14 protein-coding genes and 1 rRNA gene are annotated in these 17,297 nt (G+C 66.4%); 5 read left to right on the top strand and 10 right to left on the bottom strand.

Annotation, left to right across the window (positions count from 1 at the left end; genetic code table 11):
* The first annotated feature begins 320 nt into the window (after positions 1 to 320).
* Positions 321 to 2,591 (top strand): NADP-dependent malic enzyme, encoded by a 2,271-nt coding sequence (locus HWX55_RS32470; protein ID WP_175978692.1) that lies wholly within the window; start codon positions 321 to 323, stop codon positions 2,589 to 2,591.
* A gap of 177 nt (positions 2,592 to 2,768) precedes the next feature.
* On the opposite strand, the gene HWX55_RS32465 is transcribed toward HWX55_RS32470, so the two are convergent.
* Positions 2,769 to 6,359 carry an indolepyruvate ferredoxin oxidoreductase family protein gene (locus tag HWX55_RS32465; RefSeq protein WP_175978691.1) on the bottom strand — a complete coding sequence of 1,197 codons (3,591 nt, stop codon included), beginning with the start codon at positions 6,357 to 6,359 and terminating at the stop codon, positions 2,769 to 2,771.
* A 330-nt stretch (positions 6,360 to 6,689) separates the two neighbouring features.
* On the opposite strand from HWX55_RS32465, the gene HWX55_RS32460 reads away from it, so the two are divergent.
* Entirely contained in the window at positions 6,690 to 6,884 is a 195-nt protein-coding gene (locus tag HWX55_RS32460) for a hypothetical protein (protein ID WP_175978690.1), read from the top strand.
* A 144-nt stretch (positions 6,885 to 7,028) separates the two neighbouring features.
* On the opposite strand, the gene hppD is transcribed toward HWX55_RS32460, so the two are convergent.
* Entirely contained in the window at positions 7,029 to 8,126 is a 1,098-nt protein-coding gene (gene hppD / locus HWX55_RS32455; RefSeq protein WP_175978689.1) for a 4-hydroxyphenylpyruvate dioxygenase, read from the bottom strand.
* Positions 8,127 to 8,341: 215 nt separating this feature from the next.
* Here hppD and HWX55_RS32450 point away from each other — a divergent pair, with 215 nt between their 5' ends.
* Positions 8,342 to 8,866: an Lrp/AsnC family transcriptional regulator gene (locus HWX55_RS32450; RefSeq protein ID WP_040143005.1), complete on the top strand. Its 525-nt coding sequence runs from the start codon at positions 8,342 to 8,344 to the stop codon at positions 8,864 to 8,866.
* Positions 8,867 to 8,921: 55 nt separating this feature from the next.
* Here HWX55_RS32450 and HWX55_RS32445 read toward each other — a convergent pair whose 3' ends face one another.
* The 8 genes from HWX55_RS32445 to paaA all read right to left on the bottom strand — a co-directional run bounded on the left by HWX55_RS32445 (position 8,922) and on the right by paaA (position 15,170).
* Positions 8,922 to 9,569 carry a GNAT family protein gene (locus HWX55_RS32445; RefSeq protein ID WP_175978688.1) on the bottom strand — a complete coding sequence of 216 codons (648 nt, stop codon included), beginning with the start codon at positions 9,567 to 9,569 and terminating at the stop codon, positions 8,922 to 8,924.
* Between the two features lie 232 nt (positions 9,570 to 9,801).
* Positions 9,802 to 10,407: a TetR/AcrR family transcriptional regulator gene (locus tag HWX55_RS32440; protein ID WP_060258360.1), complete on the bottom strand. Its 606-nt coding sequence runs from the start codon at positions 10,405 to 10,407 to the stop codon at positions 9,802 to 9,804.
* Positions 10,408 to 10,423: 16 nt separating this feature from the next.
* Entirely contained in the window at positions 10,424 to 11,236 is an 813-nt protein-coding gene (locus HWX55_RS32435; RefSeq protein ID WP_175978687.1) for a DUF1835 domain-containing protein, read from the bottom strand.
* Positions 11,237 to 11,365: 129 nt separating this feature from the next.
* The gene (gene paaE / locus HWX55_RS32430; protein WP_175978686.1) at positions 11,366 to 12,454 is read right to left on the bottom strand and encodes a 1,2-phenylacetyl-CoA epoxidase subunit PaaE; all 1,089 of its coding nucleotides are present in this window, start codon (positions 12,452 to 12,454) and stop codon (positions 11,366 to 11,368) included.
* 2 nt (positions 12,455 to 12,456) lie between these two features.
* Positions 12,457 to 13,011, bottom strand: coding sequence for a 1,2-phenylacetyl-CoA epoxidase subunit PaaD (gene paaD, locus HWX55_RS32425; protein WP_175978685.1), 555 nt, complete (start codon positions 13,009 to 13,011; stop codon positions 12,457 to 12,459).
* A gap of 25 nt (positions 13,012 to 13,036) precedes the next feature.
* Complete coding sequence (gene paaC / locus HWX55_RS32420; protein WP_050018276.1) at positions 13,037 to 13,840, bottom strand: 1,2-phenylacetyl-CoA epoxidase subunit PaaC; 804 nt, start codon at positions 13,838 to 13,840, stop codon at positions 13,037 to 13,039.
* Positions 13,841 to 13,850: 10 nt separating this feature from the next.
* Entirely contained in the window at positions 13,851 to 14,135 is a 285-nt protein-coding gene (gene paaB, locus HWX55_RS32415) for a 1,2-phenylacetyl-CoA epoxidase subunit PaaB (protein WP_006482881.1), read from the bottom strand.
* A gap of 36 nt (positions 14,136 to 14,171) precedes the next feature.
* Positions 14,172 to 15,170 (bottom strand): 1,2-phenylacetyl-CoA epoxidase subunit PaaA, encoded by a 999-nt coding sequence (gene paaA / locus HWX55_RS32410; protein WP_059830023.1) that lies wholly within the window; start codon positions 15,168 to 15,170, stop codon positions 14,172 to 14,174.
* A gap of 200 nt (positions 15,171 to 15,370) precedes the next feature.
* Here paaA and HWX55_RS32405 point away from each other — a divergent pair, with 200 nt between their 5' ends.
* On the top strand, positions 15,371 to 16,645 hold the full coding sequence (locus tag HWX55_RS32405; RefSeq protein ID WP_175978684.1) for an SGNH/GDSL hydrolase family protein: 1,275 nt from the start codon (positions 15,371 to 15,373) through the stop codon (positions 16,643 to 16,645).
* Positions 16,646 to 17,211: 566 nt separating this feature from the next.
* Positions 17,212 to 17,297 (top strand): 16S ribosomal RNA (locus HWX55_RS32400); the annotation flags it as partial.

Below are 17,297 nucleotides of genomic sequence, written 5' to 3'. Positions count from 1 at the left end.
CCGGTTTTCGGCGGAATTCGCGCGCGCCGCCGCGCCGCTCGCCACCGGCGAAACAAACGGGGCACGACCAGTCCGACACGGACGCCGGGGATGCGGCGGTGCACCAACGGAGGTCATTTAGGGGGTGTACACTAGGCGACCCTAAGAAATCGTTCAGTACTTTGTACTTTCCTCTTGCCACCCGCCAAGGTTCGTTGGCGTGCCCATCCGGCGCGTCGCGGGCCGTCTCGCAGTCGACCATCCCCTCGATTCAAGCAGACGCGGCCGAAGGTGCTGTGTACTGAGTCGTCAATATTTCGCATGTCTCTCGCAGGTCAATCATGGACGAACAACTGAAGCAGGCCGCTCTCGCTTATCACCTGAACCCGAAACCCGGCAAGATTTCGGTCACCCCGACCAAGCCGCTGTCGAACCAGCTCGATCTGTCGCTCGCCTATTCGCCGGGCGTCGCCGCCGCGTGCGAGGCGATCCACGCCGATCCGCTCGACGCGCAGAAGTACACGTCGCGCGGCAACCTCGTCGGCGTCATCACGAACGGCACGGCCGTGCTCGGCCTCGGCAACATCGGCCCGCTCGCCGCGAAGCCGGTGATGGAAGGCAAGGGCTGCCTCTTCAAGAAATTCGCGGGCATCGACGTGTTCGACATCGAACTCTCGGAGTCCGACCCCGACAAGCTCGTCGAGGCGATCGCGATGCTCGAGCCGACGCTCGGCGGCATCAACCTCGAGGACATCAAGGCGCCGGAGTGCTTCTACATCGAGCAGAAGCTGCGCGAGCGCATGAAGATCCCCGTCTTCCACGACGACCAGCACGGCACCGCGATCATCGCGTCGGCCGCGATCCTGAACGGCCTGAAGGTCGTCGGCAAGAACCTCGCCGACGTGAAGCTCGTGTGTTCGGGCGCCGGCGCGGCAGCGATCGCGTGTCTGGACCTGCTGGTGAACCTCGGCCTCACGAAGACGAACATCCTCGTCGCCGATTCGAAGGGCGTGATCTACGAAGGCCGCGGCAACCTCGATCCGTCGAAGCAGCGCTATGCGGCGAACACCGACGCGCGCTCGCTCGCCGACGCGATCGTCGGCGCGGACGTGTTCCTCGGCTGCTCGAGCGCGGGCGTGCTGAAGCAGGACATGGTCAAGACGATGGGCGAGCGCCCGCTGATCCTGGCGCTCGCGAACCCGGAACCGGAAATCCGCCCGGAAGACGCGAAGGCCGTGCGCCCGGACGCGATCGTCGCGACCGGCCGTTCGGACTACCCGAACCAGGTCAACAACGTGCTGTGCTTCCCGTTCATCTTCCGCGGCGCGCTCGACGTCGGCGCGACGACGATCACGGAAGAAATGAAGCTCGCGTGCGTGCGCGCGATCGCCGAGCTGGCGCAGGAAACCGACCAGAGCGAGGAAGTGGCGAAGGCGTATGAAGGCCACTCGCTCGAATTCGGCCCGGAATACCTGATTCCTAAGCCGTTCGACCCGCGCCTGATCATCAAGATCGCGCCGGCCGTGGCGCAAGCCGCGATGGATTCTGGCGTCGCCACGCGCCCGATCCAGGACATGGACGCGTACCGCGAACAGCTCGGCGCGACCGTCTACCGCACCGGCATGGTGATGCGTCCGGTGTTCGCGACCGCCAAGCAGAAGGAAGCCCGCATCGTGTTCGCCGAAGGCGAGGACGAGCGCGTGCTGCGCGCCGCGCAGTTCGTGCTGCTGGAAAAGATCGCGAAGCCGATCATCATCGGCCGTCCGTCGGTCGTCGACATGCGCCTCGCGAAGATCGGCTCGAAGCTGAAGGCCGGCACCGATTTCGAAATCGTCGATCCGGAAGACGATGCGCGCTACCACCGCTACTGGCAGGCGTATCAGGAGATCGGCGCGCGCGACGGCGTGACGCCGGAAGTCGCGAAGGCCGCGATGCGCAAGTTCAACACGCTGATCGGCGCGATGCTCGTGCATCTGGGCGATGCGGACGGGATGATCTGCGGGATGATCGACACGTTCCACAGCCACCTGAAGTTCATCGAGCAGGTGCTGGGCCGCGCGAAGGGCGCCGAGCATTTCGCCGCGATGAACCTGCTGATGCTGCCGGGCCGCAACCTGTTCGTGTGCGATACGTACGTGAACGAGCTGCCGAGCGCCGACCAGCTCGCCGACATGACGATCCAGGCCGCGGCCGAGATCGAGCGCTTCGGCATCACGCCGAAGGCCGCGCTGCTGTCGAACTCGAACTTCGGCAGCGCGCCGTCGGCGTCGTCGCGCCGGATGGCCGAGGCCCGCAAGCTGATCGTCGAACGCGCGCCGAACCTCGAGGTCGACGGTGAAATGCACGGCGACGCGGCGCTGTCGGAACTGATCCGCAAGCAGGCGTTCCCGGGCACGACGCTGTCGGGCGAGGCGAACCTGCTGATCATGCCGAACGTCGAAGCCGCGAACATCGCGTACAACCTGCTGAAGATGGTCGGCGGCGAAGGCGTGACGGTCGGCCCGTTCCTGCTCGGCGCGGCCAAGCCGGTTCACATCCTGACGCCGGCCGCGACCGTGCGCCGGATCATCAACATGACGGCCGTTGCCGCCGCGAACGTGAACACGAAGTAAGTCCACGCTCGCGTGTGCCGCGCGTCACGCGCGGCACAATGAAAAACGCCACGGAACCTGCGTTCCGTGGCGTTTTTTTTGCGTGAACCCGAAGGGGCGACGGCGGCGCGGGTCGCGCATCCGGGGGAGGCCGACCGAACCGCGACCGCCCGTCCGCCGCCCCGCGCGCGCCGTGGCTTACGCGACCTGCTGATGCGACTGGCCGCCTGCCGGCGAACGCCACTTCGCGAGCAGCGTGTCCCACTTCTGCCGCACCGCGCGCAGGTTGTTCTCCTTCACGTGGCCGTAGCCGCGAATGCCGTCCGGCAGCGCCGCAAGCTCGAGCGCAAGCGGCCGGTTGGCCGCGTTCAGCCTGCCCAGCACCTCGCCGATCAGCGCTTCATATTCGCCGATCAGCGCGCGCTCGGTGCGGCGCTCCGCGGTGCGGCCGAACGGGTCGAGCCCCGTGCCGCGCAGGAACTTCGCCTTCGCGAGCAGCCGGAACGCGGACATCATCCACGGGCCGTACGCCTTCTTCACGAGATGGCCGTGGGCGTCCGTCTTCGCGAACAGCGGCGGCGCGAGGTGGAATTTCAGCTTCCAGTCGCCTTCGAACTGCGCGGTCAGCCGCGCGAGGAACGCGGGATCGGACTGCAGCCGCGCGACCTCGTATTCGTCCTTGTACGCCATCAGCTTGAACAGGTTGCGCGCGACCGCTTCGGTCAGCGGCTCCTGCACCGTGTCGCCGTCCGCCAGCGCGCGCTCGGCGGCGCGCACCTTGTCGACGAATGCCGCATAACGCGACGCGTACGCGGCGTTCTGGTACGCGGTGAGGAATTCGACGCGCTTCGCGATCAGCGCGTCGACCGCCTTCTTCGTGTGCAGCGAAATCACCGTCGCGCCTTGCGCGGGCCGGGCGTCGCCGGCCGCGGCCTGCTTCACGCTGGCCAGGTCGTGCGCGGCGCGGCGGCCCCAGTCGAACGCCGCGCGGTTCTTGTCGACCGACACCGCGTTCAGCTCGATCGCGCGTTCGAGCGATGCGAGCGTCAGCGGCAGCCAGCCCTTCTGCCACGCGTAGCCGAGCACGAACGGGTTCGTGTAGATCGCGTCCCCGAGCAGCGCGACCGCGAAGCGGTTCGCATCGATGAAGTCGACCGCTTCACCGGCTGCCGCGCGGATGTCGTTCTCCGCGGACACGCCGGGGAACGCCCAGTTCGGGTTCTTGATGAACTCGGCGGTCGGCGTCTGCGCGCTGTTGACGACCACGCGCGTCGTGTCGTGCCGCATCCGCGACGTGCATTCGTCGCCGGCCGTGACGATCGCGTCGCAGCCGATCACGAGATCGGCTTCGCCCATCGCGATCCGCGTCGCATGAATGTCGGTCGGCGCGTGCGAGATCTGCACGTGGCTCATCACCGCGCCGCCTTTCTGCGCGAGGCCGGTGACGTCGAGCACGGTCACGCCCTTGTTCTCGAGGTGCGCGGCCATCCCGAGCAGCGCACCGATCGTGACGACGCCCGTGCCGCCCACGCCGGTGACGAGCACGCCGTACGCGCGGTCGATCGCCGGCAGCGTCGGTTCGGGAATCGGCGGCAGCGCACCGCCGTCGACCGCCACCGCCTTCGGCTTCTTCAACTGGCCGCCCTCGACCGTGACGAAGCTCGGGCAGAACCCCTTCACGCAAGAAAAGTCCTTGTTGCAGCTCGACTGGTTGATCTGGCGCTTCGTGCCGAATTCGGTTTCCAGCGGCTCGACCGACAGGCAGTTCGACTGCACCGAGCAGTCGCCGCAGCCTTCGCACACCGCGTCGTTGATCACGACGCGTTTCGCCGGGTCCGGATACGTGCCGCGTTTGCGGCGGCGGCGCTTCTCGGTCGCGCAGGTCTGGTCGTAGATCAGGATCGTCGTGCCTTCGATCTCGCGCAGCGCGCGCTGCACGTCGTCGAGCTGGTCGCGATGGTGGATCGTCACGCCCGGCGCGAGCAGCGCCTTCTGGCTGTCGTACTTCTCCGGCTCGTCGGTGACGATCACGATCTTCTTCGCGCCTTCGGACGCGAGCTGGTGCGTGATCTGCGGCACCGTCAGCACGCCGTCGACCGGCTGGCCGCCCGTCATCGCGACCGCGTCGTTGTAGAGGATCTTGTAGGTGATGTTCGCCTTCGACGAGATCGCCGCGCGCACCGCGAGCAGGCCCGAATGGAAATAGGTGCCGTCGCCGAGGTTCGCGAACACGTGCTTCTCGTCGGTGAACGGTGCCTGGCCGATCCACGGCACGCCTTCGCCGCCCATCTGGCTGAAGGTGCTCGTGCTGCGGTCCATCCACACGGTCATGTAGTGGCAGCCGATCCCGGCGATCGCGCGCGAGCCTTCCGGCACGTTGGTCGACGTGTTGTGCGGGCAGCCCGAGCAGAACCACGGCTTGCGCTCGGTCTGCACGTGCGGCTTCGCGAGCGCCATTTCCTTCGCGTTGATCACCGCGAGCCGCGCGGCGATGCGCGCGCGCACGTCGGACGGCAACTCGAACTTCTCGAGCCGCGTCGCGATCGCCTTCGCGATGATCGCCGGCGACAGTTCGTAGTGCGCGGGCAGCAGCCAGTTGCCCATCGGCACCGACCATTCGCCGCCGGCGCCATCCTTCTCGTCGAACTTGCCGAACACCCGCGGGCGCTGCGCGTCGGGCCAGTTGTACAGCTCCTCCTTGATCGCGTATTCGAGGATCTGGCGCTTTTCCTCGACGACCAGGATTTCGTCGAGGCCGCGCGCGAACGCCTGCGCGCCCTGCGCTTCGAGCGGCCACACGCAGCCGACCTTGTAGAGCCGGATGCCGATCCGCGCGCAGGTTTCGTCGTCGAGGCCGAGGTCGGTCAGCGCCTGGCGCACGTCGAGGTACGCCTTGCCGCCGGTCATGATCCCGAAGCGCGCATGCGGCGAATCGATCTCGATCCGGTCGAGCTTGTTTGCGCGCACGTAGGCGAGCGCCGCGTACCACTTGTAGTCGAGCAACCGCGCTTCCTGCACGAGCGGCGGATCGGGCCAGCGGATGTTCAGCCCGCCTTCCGGCAGGATGAAGTCGGTCGGCAGCACGATCTCGGTGCGATGCGGGTCGATGTCGACCGACGCCGACGATTCGACGACGTCCGTCACGCACTTGAGCGCGACCCACAGGCCCGAGTAGCGGCTCATCGCCCAGCCATGCAGGCCGAAGTCGAGATATTCCTGCACGTTGGACGGGAACAGCACCGGCAGCCCGCAGGCCTTGAAGATGTGCTCGGACTGATGCGCGAGCGTGGACGATTTCGCCGCGTGGTCGTCGCCGGCCAGCACCAGCACGCCGCCGTGCTGCGACGAACCGGCAGAGTTCGCGTGCTTGAAGACGTCGCCGGTGCGATCGACGCCCGGGCCCTTGCCGTACCACATGCCGAACACGCCGTCGTGCTTCGCGCCGGGGTACAGGTTCACTTGCTGGGAGCCCCACACCGCGGTGGCGGCGAGATCTTCGTTGAGGCCGGGCTGGAACACGATCTGGTGGGCGGCCAGGTGCTGCTTGGCTTTCCACAGCGACAGATCGAGGCCGCCAAGCGGCGAGCCGCGGTAGCCGGAGATGAAGCCGGCCGTATTGAGACCGGCGGCGCGGTCGCGTTCCTGCTGGAGCATCGGCAGGCGCACGAGGGCCTGGATGCCGCTCATGTACGCGCGGCCGCGTTCCAGCGTGTATTTGTCGTCAAGCGTGACGGACTTCAGCGCGGCTTCTAGCGACGCGCGTTGGTCTGCGTCTAGCGGGGCATTCATTAACTGTCTCCTCCACCCGGTCTGGGATCACCAAAACTTCGGTTGCGTCGGCATCTTTTGGACGCGTCCGCAGTGGCCGGCATGTTCGCCGGTTTTAAGGGATGGTAGCACTGGGGCAAACCCGCCGCCCATCGGTCGCAACGCGGGGGAAAGAGCGGTCCCGCACCATCAAACAGGGCGAGATGATGCGTTACATCATGTAAAAGCATGTAAAGCGGCATTGATCTGCGGGCAAATGCCGTTAATCTTGTCGGCCTGCCGGAGGTGCCCGGCCGCGTGGATTCGTTCCGACGCAGTCGGGGAGGCGCCGGCAGTTTTACAGGAGGTGCAATGAACACACGTCATATCCAGAGTTTCCTGATCGTGTCCGCCGCGTTTTTCTCGATGACGGGCCCGGTGCACGCGCGAGGCGCGAGCGCGCTGGCGGCAGCCGGCGCACAGATGCAGCACATCGCGCCCGCTCGGGACGCCGCAGCTCAGCCGTCGGTCGAGCGTGCCGCCGAGTCGAAGGCGAACGTGCGTTGATGCGATCGCGCGACCCTCGGGTTGCGCCGGCATGCAAAAAGGGCGGGAATCCGAGGATTCCCGCCCTTTTTCTTTGTGCTGCGCGGATCGTGCGGCCGCCCGGGTTGCCCGGAGCCAGCCGGCGCCGGCCGCGCGGCGAGTGCGTCAGGCCTTGTCCTGCACGACGCCGCGGCGGATCTGATCGAGCTCGATCGATTCGAACAGCGCCTTGAAGTTGCCTTCGCCGAAGCCCTGGTTGCCCTTGCGCTGGATGATCTCGAAGAAGATCGGCCCGATCTGGTTTTCGGTGAAGATCTGCAGCAGCAGGTCGTCGCGTGCGCCGTCGATCAGGATCTTGCGCTTCTTCAGCTCGTCCAGCGATTCGCCGTGGTTCGGCACGCGGCGGTCGACCAGTTCGTAATACGTGTCGATCGTGTCGAGCAGCTTCACTTCCTTGCTGCGCAGCCCGTCGACCGCCTGATAGATGTCGCGCGCGCCGAGCGCGATGTGCTGGATCCCTTCGCCGTGATACGCGTCGAGGTATTCCTGGATCTGGCCGGCCGTGTCCGAGCCTTCCTCGTTGATCGGGATGCGGATCTTGCCGCACGGCGACGTCATCGCCTTCGACTTCACGCCCGTCACCTTGCCTTCGATGTCGAAATAGCGCACTTCGCGGAAGTTGAACAGGCGCTCGTAGAACTCGGCCCATTCCTGCATGCGGCCGCGATGCACGTTGTGCGTCAGGTGGTCGATGTAGGTGAGGCCGTGGCCGACCGGGTTCGCGTTCGCGCCGGGAATCGGCTCGAAGTCGACGTCGTAGATGCTGATGTCGCCGATCGCGCCCGGTTGCGCGCCGTTCTTGCCGCGCCAGCGGTCGACGAAGTAGATCAGCGAATCGCCGATGCCCTTGATCGCCGGGATGTTCAGCTCCATCGGGCCCGTCTTGTTGTCGAAGCCCCATGCGCCGAGTTCCAGCGCGTGCCGGTACGCCTTCGCGGCGTCCTGCACGCGGAACGCGATCGCGCAGATCGACGGGCCGTGCAGCCGCGCGAAGCGTTGCGCGAACGAATCGGGTTCGGCGTTGATGATGAAGTTGATGTCGCCCTGGCGGTACACCGTCACGTCCTTGTGGCGGTGGCGCGCGATCGCGGTGAAACCCATCCGTTCGAACAGTTGTCCGAGTGCTTTCGGGTCCGGTGCCGTGTATTCGATGAATTCGAAGCCGTCGGTGCCGACGGGGTTGTCCCAGGTGGGGATCTGCATGTCGTGTCTCCTGTGCGGGGCGATCAGCCGGGGGCGGCGTGCGCGTGCCCGGCGTGGTTCGATGTCGACGGCCGCGCCCATCACGAGCGTGCGCGGCAAGCCGAGACATGCGACAGAGTGTAGCGGGCGGCCGCGAGCGGAAACTTGCGAACTTAATCGCCCGCGCCTACGATGGCGCAATTTCCAGTCTCAAAACACTCAGTGGAGGGCAGAAGATGGCGCAAGCCGAATTGGATGCCATCGACCGGCGCATTCTCGCGATTCTTCAGGAGAACGGGCGCCTGTCGAACCAGGAGATCGCCGAGCGCGTGAACCTGTCGCCGAGCCCGTGCTTGCGGCGAATCCGGCGGCTCGAGGAAATCGGCGTGATCACCGGCTACGTCGCGCTGCTGAATCCGCAGAAGCTCGGGCTCGACCTGCTCGCCTACGTGAGCGTGCGGCTCGAAAAGCGCGGCGGCCTCGCGCCGGTCCGGGCCGACGAGACGTCGGCGCGCGCGGGCGCGACCCACGCGGAGCTGTTCCGCGCGGCCGTGCAGACCTGGCCGGAAGTGGTCGCGTGCCATGCGATGACGGGCGACATGGATTACCTGCTGCGCGTGCAGGTCGAGGACATGGCGCATTTCTCCCGCTTCGTGCAGGAGCATCTGCTGCATCACCCGTCGGTGATCGACGTGAAGACGAGCTTCTCGCTCGATTGCTTCAAGGAAACGACGGCGTTGCCGATTCGTTCGGTGCGCTAGCGTGGCGGGGAAGGGAGCGCCGGGCGCGCCGCAGGCGCGGCCCGGCTGGCCGACGTCAGACCGTCAGTGTGGCCGGCATCAGCGATTCGATGAACTTCGTCGTGCGGCGCGCCTGGCGCTTCATCGCGTAGTCGAACACCGCGGCCTGTTCCTGCAGCATCTCGGCGATGATCGTCGAGTGGTCGGCCGGCGGCAGCGACAGATACGCATCGGCTTCGCCGTACGCGTACTCGATCCGCATCCCGGACTTCTTCGCGATGTGCATCATCGTCGCGTTACGCGACAGGCAGTGCATGTACAGCATCGTCACGTGCGTATTGCGGCTGCGGATCGCCGCGCGCTCGAACAGTTTCGAGCCGACGCCGCGGCCGCGCGCGCTTTCGAGCACCGACACGCCGAATTCGGCCGTGCGCGTGTCGCCCTCGGCCGGCAGGTAGGCCAGGTGGCCGACGCCGATCAGTTCGAGGTCGTGGTCGAACACGCCGAACACCGTATCGCGACCGAAGTCGAGCGTGCGGACATAGTTCTCGATCACGTGATCGGGCACCATCTGGCCGAAGCGCAGCAGGCGGTCCTCTTCGTCGAGCGAGAGAAAGTGGGTGAGCATTTGCTCACGGTCTTTGGAAGCCAGTTCCCTGACGAGAACCGGCGCAGTAGCGACCTTGCCGACAGCAGCGGCACGGCCGTTGAATTGCGTGTTCATCGTGGGTTCCTCAGTGTGGGTGCACAAGCGGGTTGTGCAATGCAACAGCATTTTACCCGAGCGGGGTTGGGGAAAACCCGTATTTGACGTTATTTGTGCTGAGGGGGAATTCTAAAACCGCTTAGTTAATTCTGTAAGTTATTGATTTTAAGCGAATTTAAAATTCATCATATGAAATGCGCGGCAGGCGGTCGGCTGTGCCCGTCGCGCAACGCATGCTGCTGCGCGGCAATCAGACCGCCGTCGACAGCCCGCGCTCGATCAGGTCGATCACCTGTTCCGCGAAGTCGCGGTAGCCGAGGCGGCCGCCCGGCTTCAGCCACGTGAAGGTCCAGTTGATCATCCCGAACACCATCATCGTCACCGAGGTCTGGTTTTCCTTCGAGATGCGGTCCGGGTACGCACGCGCGAGCTGCCGCGTAAACGCCGCGACGATGTCGCGCTGGCGGTCGAGCACGATTTCGCGCTGTGCGTCCTCGAGATACTTCACGTCGTTGAGCAGCGCGACGTGGCGGCTGTGCGACGTCTCGTATTCGGCGAGGAACGCGCGCACGAGTTCGGCGAACGCGTCGCGCTCGCTGAGGCCGCGCCGCTGGCTCGCGCCCTCGACCTCGGCGATGATCAGCATCAGCCGTTTCGTGTAGCGGTCGAGCAGGTCGAACAGGATCGCTTCCTTGCTCTCGTAATAGTGATAGAGCCGCGCCTTCGACGTGCCGCTCGCGGTCGCGAGATCGGACATCGACGTACTCGGGTAGCTCGTCTGCGCGAATTTCTCGGCGGCCAGGTCGAGGATCTGCTCGCGCTGGGATTCGTGGTCGGGCGCTCGGGTTCGGGCCATGGTCGAATGCGGAAGATTAGCGGTGCGCGGCGGCGCGCACCTGCGTGGAAGAGAGGGCGTCGGGCGCGTCGTCCTGCAGCTCGAGCCGGCCGGCGGCCGCGAGTTCGCGACAGCGCCACCACGCGATCGAGTCGCTGACGAACAGCCCGCCGCGGTCGGCGGCGGCCATGATGCTGCCAACGAGGTGTCGCGCGGGCTGCCAGTCGGTTTCCGCGCGCGCGACGATCAACGCGTCGAGATCGGCGTAGTGGCCGCTCTTGATCGTGTTGCTGACCCAATAACGCAGTTCGGCGTTCAGATGTTTCGCTTCCTGCCATTCGAGCGCGAGGCGGCCGATGCGCAGGACCGAGACCGGCGCGGCCGCCGGCCGCTTGCGCGCCAGTTCCGCGGGCGAGAACATCCCGGTCGCGCAGGCCTGGTCGGTACGCGACAGCGCTGCGCGCTGCGCGGCGTCGAGATCGGCGGCCGACAGCCGCACCTCGTTCAGGCGCTGCGGCACGTTGCGCAGGTGGTAGGCGACGCGGCGCAGCAGCAGCTTGTCGCCGACGCTCGGCGCGTGCCACACGACGACCTGGCCGGTCTCCGTCGCGAGCTGGTCGAGGCGCGCGAATTCGGCCTCGATTTCCGCGTTCCAGTCGGGGATCTGGTCGCCGAGCACGTGCTGCCAGAAGGTGGCGCGCGTGTCGGGCGTCTCGTCGGCGCCTTTCAGCGGCCCGACGCCGAGATCGTCGAGCAAACCGACGACGCGCTCGTCGCGTCCGGCTTGCGCGAGGGCCTCGCGCAGCGACGCGGCGGCGGTGCCGCCCTGAATCACATGAATGGTACTCATCGGCCTGTCGTCAACAAAAGAAAACCGCCGGCCGGGCGGACGTTGCGATGTCCAGCCGGCCGGCGGCCCCTAGTGTAAGCGAGATGTGTGACGACGAGAAACCCGTGCGCCGCGGCGGTCCGACGCCGCTCAACGTTCGTCGAAGCTCACGACGACCTTGTCGCTGACCGGGTGACACTGGCACGTGAGCACGAAACCGTCCTTCACTTCGTGCGCCTCGAGCGTGTAGTTCTTCTCCATCCGCACTTCGCCTTCGACCACCTTCGCGCGGCACGTGCAGCACACGCCGCCCTTGCATGCGTACGGCAGCGCGAGGCCCGCGCGCAGGCCCACGTCGAGCAGGCTCACGCCTTCGTACGGCAGACGCAGCTTGCGCTTCTTGCCGTCGAGCACGATTTCGAGGTCGGCGGCCGGCGTCTGGTCGGTGATCTCGACGACCGGTGCGCCGGCCTGCGGCAGCGGCGTGCCGAAGCGCTCGACGTGCACCTTCGCCTGCGGCACGCCGGCCGCCTTCAGCGCGGCTTCGGCCGCGTCCATCATCGGTGCCGGGCCGCAGATGAACGCCTCGTCGATCGCGTCGGCCGGCGTCAGCGTCGCGAGGAATTCCGCGCATTTCGCCTGGTCGAGCACGCCGTTGAACAGCTCGACGTCCTGCAGGTCGTCCGACAGCACGTGATAGAGGACGAAGCGGTTCATGTAGCGGTTCTTCAGATCCTCGAGCTCCTCCGCGAACATGATCGCGTCGACGCTGCGGTTGCCGTAGATCAGCGTAAACGTGCTGCGCGGCTCGAGTTCGAGCGTCGTTTTCACGATCGCGAGCACCGGCGTGATCCCCGAGCCGCCGGAAAACGCGACGTACTGCTTGCCGTGATCGGCGTTCAGGTGCGTGAAGAAGCGGCCGTCCGGCGTCATCACGTCGATCGTGTGGCCGGGCTTCAGCGTGTCGAACGCGAAGTTCGAGAAGCGGCCGCCGCGCACGCGCTTGATGCCGATGCGCAGTTCGCCGTCGCGATCGTAGTCCGTCGTGCCGACGCAGATCGAATACGAGCGGCGCGTTTCCTCGCCGTCGATGTGGGTCTTCAACGTGACGAACTGGCCCTGCGTGAAGCGATATGCGTCGCGCAGCTCGGGCGGCACGTCGAACGAGACGGTCACGGCGTCGGCGGTCTCGGGCCGCACGTCGCGGATACGCAGCGGGTGAAATTGCGGGGTCGCCATATTCAGTAGGGTTTGAAGTAGTCGAAGGGTTCGCGGCAGTCGACGCAGCGATACAGCGCCTTGCAGGCCGTGGACGCGAATTGCGCGAGACGTTCGGTGCGAGCGGAGCCGCAGCGCGGACAGGCGGGCGCCGCGACCGGCCGCGGCACGAAGCGCACGACGTTCTCCCGCGGCGCGGCGCTGCCGCACTGGCCGACCGGCGGCGCGATGCCGTACGCGCGCAGCTTGTCGCGCGCTTCCTGCGTGATCCAGTCGGTCGTCCACGCGGGGGCGAGCACCGTCTCGATCCGGTGCGGCGGCAGATCGGCGGCCTGCAGCGCGGCGGCGATGTCCTCGGCGATCTGCGACATCGCCGGGCAACCCGAGTAGGTCGGCGTGATCACGACTTCGAGCTGGCCGTCGTCGGTGCGCCGGACGTCGCGCAGGATGCCGAGCTCGCGGATCGACACGACCGGAATCTCCGGATCGGGCACGGCTTCGAGCACGTCCCACGCGCGGGCGAGCAGCGGATCGTCGCGGTGCGCGGCGGCGATAGGAGCGGTGGTCTGGGCGGACATCGTCGGGCTCCGTGGCGTGGGCCGGTTACCAGCTCGCGCCGGGGTGCTGGCGCGCGAGGCTCTGCATTTCGGCGAGCAGGTAGCCCATGTGTTCCGAATGCTCGCCCTGCTTGCCGGTCGTCACGTGCTTCACCGGCGCCGGCAGCGCGAGCGTGGCCTCCGCGAGCGCGTCGTCCACGTCCGCGCGCCACGCGGCCTCGAGCGCGGCCGGCGCCGGGCCGATGCCCGCGGCGACGATCGCGTCGTCGATCGCATCGGCGGCGAAGCATTCGCGCGTGTACGGCATCAGGTAGTCGAGCGCGGCCTGCGCGCGGCGGTGCGATTCGTCGGTGCCGTCGCCGAGGCGCACGAGCCATTCGCGCGCATGCTGGACGTGATAGCGGGTTTCCTTCACCGATTTCGCGGCGATCGCGGCGAGCTGCGTGTCGGTCGACGTTTCCAGCGCGCTCCACACGTGCAGCATCAGCGCCGCGTACAGGAAGTTGCGCACGATCGTCACCGCATAGTCCTTGTCGGCGTGTGCGGTGCCGGAGACGGGCCCGTAGTGCGGCAGTTCGGCGAGCGTGAAGTTCGCGAACTCGCGCTCGGTGCGGAAGTACGCGTAATCGTCTTCCGTCTTCGCCGCGCCGGTGAGCTGGCGCTCGAGCTCGGCCGCGTGCGTATACAGCATGCGCGCCTGACCGATGAGGTCGAGGCTCATGTTGGTGAGCGCGATGTCTTCCTCGAGGATCGGGCCATGGCCGCACCATTCGGCGTTGCGCTGACCGAGGATCAGCGCGTTGTCCGCGAGGCGCAGCACGTAGGAGAGGTGTTCGGGCGTGATCGTCATGGCGCGGGCGTTACATGTGGTTGACTTCGTCGGGCAACGTGTAGAACGTCGGGTGACGGTAGATCTTGTCGCCCGCCGGTTCGAACAGTTCGGCCTTCTCGCTCGGGTCCGATGCGGTGATCGCCGACGATGGCACCACCCAGATGCTCACGCCTTCCTGGCGGCGCGTGTAGACGTCGCGCGCCATGCGCAGCGCCATCGTCGCGTCGGCGGCGTGCAGGCTGCCGCAATGCTTGTGGTCGAGGCCCTGCTTGCTGCGCACGAACACTTCCCAGATCGGCCATTCCTTGTTCATCGCTTTCTCCTGATTCCTGAATTCGGGGGGTGCCGCTCAGGCGGCGTGCTGTTCGGCGCGGGCGCGGCGCTTCGCTTCATGTGCGAGCGCGGCTTCGCGCACCCAGGCGCCGTCCTCGTGTGCTTTCACGCGCGTCGCGAGGCGTTCCTTGTTGCACGGGCCGTCGCCGTTGACGACGCGCCAGAATTCGTCCCAGTCGATCGTGCCGTAGTCGTGGTGGCCGCGCGCCTCGTTCCATTTCAGGTCGGGGTCGGGCAGCGTCACGCCGAGCACCTTCGCCTGGTCGACCGTCGCGTCGACGAATTTCTGGCGCAGGTCGTCGTTCGAGATCCGCTTGATGCCCCATTTCGCGGACTGGCTGCTGTGGACCGAATCGGCGTCGCTCGGGCCGAACATCATCAGCACCGGCCACCACCAGCGGTCGACGGCCTGCTGGACCATCGCGCGTTGCGCGTCGCTGCCCTTCATCATCGACAGCAGCGCGTCGAAACCCTGGCGCTGGTGGAACGACTCTTCCTTGCACACGCGGATCATCGCGCGCGCATACGGGCCGTACGTGCAGCGGCACAGCGGGATCTGATTCATGATCGCGGCGCCGTCGACGAGCCAGCCGATCACCCCGACATCGGCCCAGGTCGGCGTCGGGTAGTTGAAGATGCTCGAGTATTTCGCCTTGCCGGCGTGCAGTGCGTCGATCAGCGCGTCGCGCGATACGCCGAGCGTTTCGGCCGCGCTGTACAGGTAGAGGCCGTGGCCGGCTTCGTCCTGCACCTTCGCGAGCAGGATCGCCTTGCGCTTCAGGCTCGGCGCGCGCGAGATCCAGTTGCCTTCCGGCAGCATGCCGACGACTTCCGAATGCGCGTGCTGCGAGATCTGGCGTACCAGCGTCTTGCGATATGCGTCGGGCATCCAGTCCTGCGGTTCGATCTTGCCGTCCGCGGCCATCACCGCATCGAACCGCGCCTGCTCGGGCGACTCGGCTGCGGCGTCGAGCGGCGCGACGTTGCCGGGGATGTCGAGGGATTGCGTGTACATGGCGAAAGCTCTCGTCCGGTTGAATGTGTGCGAAGTATAAACCAACCGACCGGTCGGTTAATAAATTTGTTGCGAATTTTCGGCAGGACACGGGTAAACGAGGGACGTCGGGGTGCGATCCGGTCGCGCACGTGTGGCCTCGTACGTGGGTCTCGCGTCTTCTGCGGCACAATGCCCGCTTTCCGATGAGGATTTTGCCGATGTCATTTCGAAGCAGTGTCGCCGCGGCCGTGCTGGGCGCGGCCGTTTTCGTGTCGCCGCTTGCGGCGTCGGCGGCGTCGGGCTCGCCGGTGGGTTGGGTCGCCGCGTGGGCGACCGCGCTGCAGCCGATTCCCGACCTCGCCGCACCGCCGCCGCTCTACCGCGCACCCGACGTGGCCGGGCGAACCGTGCGGCAGGTCGTCTACCCGACCGTGTCCGGGCCGGCCGCGCGGATTCGCGTGAGCAACGCCTACGGTCGTGCGCCGCTGGTCGTCGAGGCTGCGAGCCTCGCGCGTGCCGGCGAAGGGGCCGCGCTCGCCGGCGGCGCGGTGGTGCCGGTCCGGTTCGGCGGCAGCGCGTCGGTGACGCTCGCACCGGGCCAGGCGCGCGAAAGCGATCCGGTGTCGATCGACGTGACGGCCGCTCAGCCGTATGCGATCAGTCTCCAGATGGGGCCGAACCAGCAGATGACGGTCTGGCATCGCGTGTCGAACCAGTTCAACTATGTGTCCGTGCCGGGCGATCACGTGGGCGATCCCGGGGCCGGCGCGTTTCGCACCCGCTTTATTCAATATGCATGGGTGACGGAACTCGCCGTCGAAGTCGGCTCCGCACGGGGCAGCGTCGCCGCGATCGGCGATTCGATCACCGACGGGTTGCGCTCCAGCGTGAACCGGAACCGTCGCTGGCCCGACGCGCTCGCACGCCGGCTGATGGCGTCGGGTGCCGATTCGATCGGCGTCGTGAATCTCGGCATCAGCGGGAACCGGCTGCTCAGCGATTCCGCGTGTTACGGCACGTCGCTGGCGTCGCGGTTCGAGCGTGACGCGCTGTCGCGCTCGGGCGTGAAGGCGGCGATCGTGCTGATCGGGATCAACGACATCAACTTCGCGGCGATGCCGCCGCGCGCGGGGCTCGATTGCGATCACCCGCATACGCAGGTGACCGCCGCATCGCTGATCGACGGCTATCGCCGGCTGATCGACGCGGCGCACCGCCAGGGCGTGAAGGTCTTCGGCGCGACGCTGACGCCGGCGGCGTTGCCGGCCGGACGCGAAGCGATCCGGCTAGAGGTGAACCGGTGGATCCGGAGCGGAGGCGGGTTCGACGGCGTGGTGGACTTCGACGCTGTGCTGCGCGATCCGGCGCGCCCGAGCGTGCTGCAGCGCCGATACGATAGCGGCGACGGCATCCATCCGAGCGATGCGGGCTACACGGCGATGGCCGACGCGGTGCCGATCGAGCAACTGCAGGCTGCGGTGGGCGGCAAATGACGCGCCTCTATATATAGAGGGAAAGGTTGCCGACGGCCTGCGGGCCGGCAGCCCGACATCGTCCGTCGAGCCAGAAGCCTCCGTGCGCGTCAGCGCACGGAGGCTTTTTCAAACTTTCTTCACAAAGAGCTTGCGCGGACGGGGGCGGGTGCTTAGAATCACGCCTCTTTCGCGCTAACGGAAACGCGGCGCGGAAGGAAAGGAAGCGGTGCTGTCGGGTTCGGATGTAGCGGGCCTTGGCGGCGCAGGAAGTTGAGCCCCGCAGTCGCAACGATGTAGTGTAAAAAGTTGTTGACGAGCTGCGAAATACGGTTCATAATCTCGCTTCTCTGCTGCTGAAAACGCAGCGCTGCTGGGAAACACGAAGTTTCTCGCAGACATGCTCTTTAAAAATTAACAGCCGATAAGTGTGGGCGCTTGATGGCAGCGAGCTGATCCTAGGATCAGATAGCGAAAGTATCAAGAGTCTCACACTAAAGTAAGTCAGGTTTATGAAGTGATTCATATTCCTGTCAGCTTTGAGTGAGCGACCGGTTCTTAACTGAACCGAAAACAGTAACAGGTTTAAACTGAAGAGTTTGATCCTGGCTCAGATTGAACGCTGGCGGCATGCCTTACACATGCAAGTCGAACGGCAGCACGGGTGCTTGCA

The sequence above is a fragment of the Burkholderia sp. BCC1047 genome (assembly GCF_902833155.1).
Lineage (GTDB): Bacteria > Pseudomonadota > Gammaproteobacteria > Burkholderiales > Burkholderiaceae > Burkholderia > Burkholderia sola.
The sequence above is the reverse complement of the archived record's forward strand: the minus strand, read 5'-3'. Positions and strand labels throughout refer to the sequence as shown.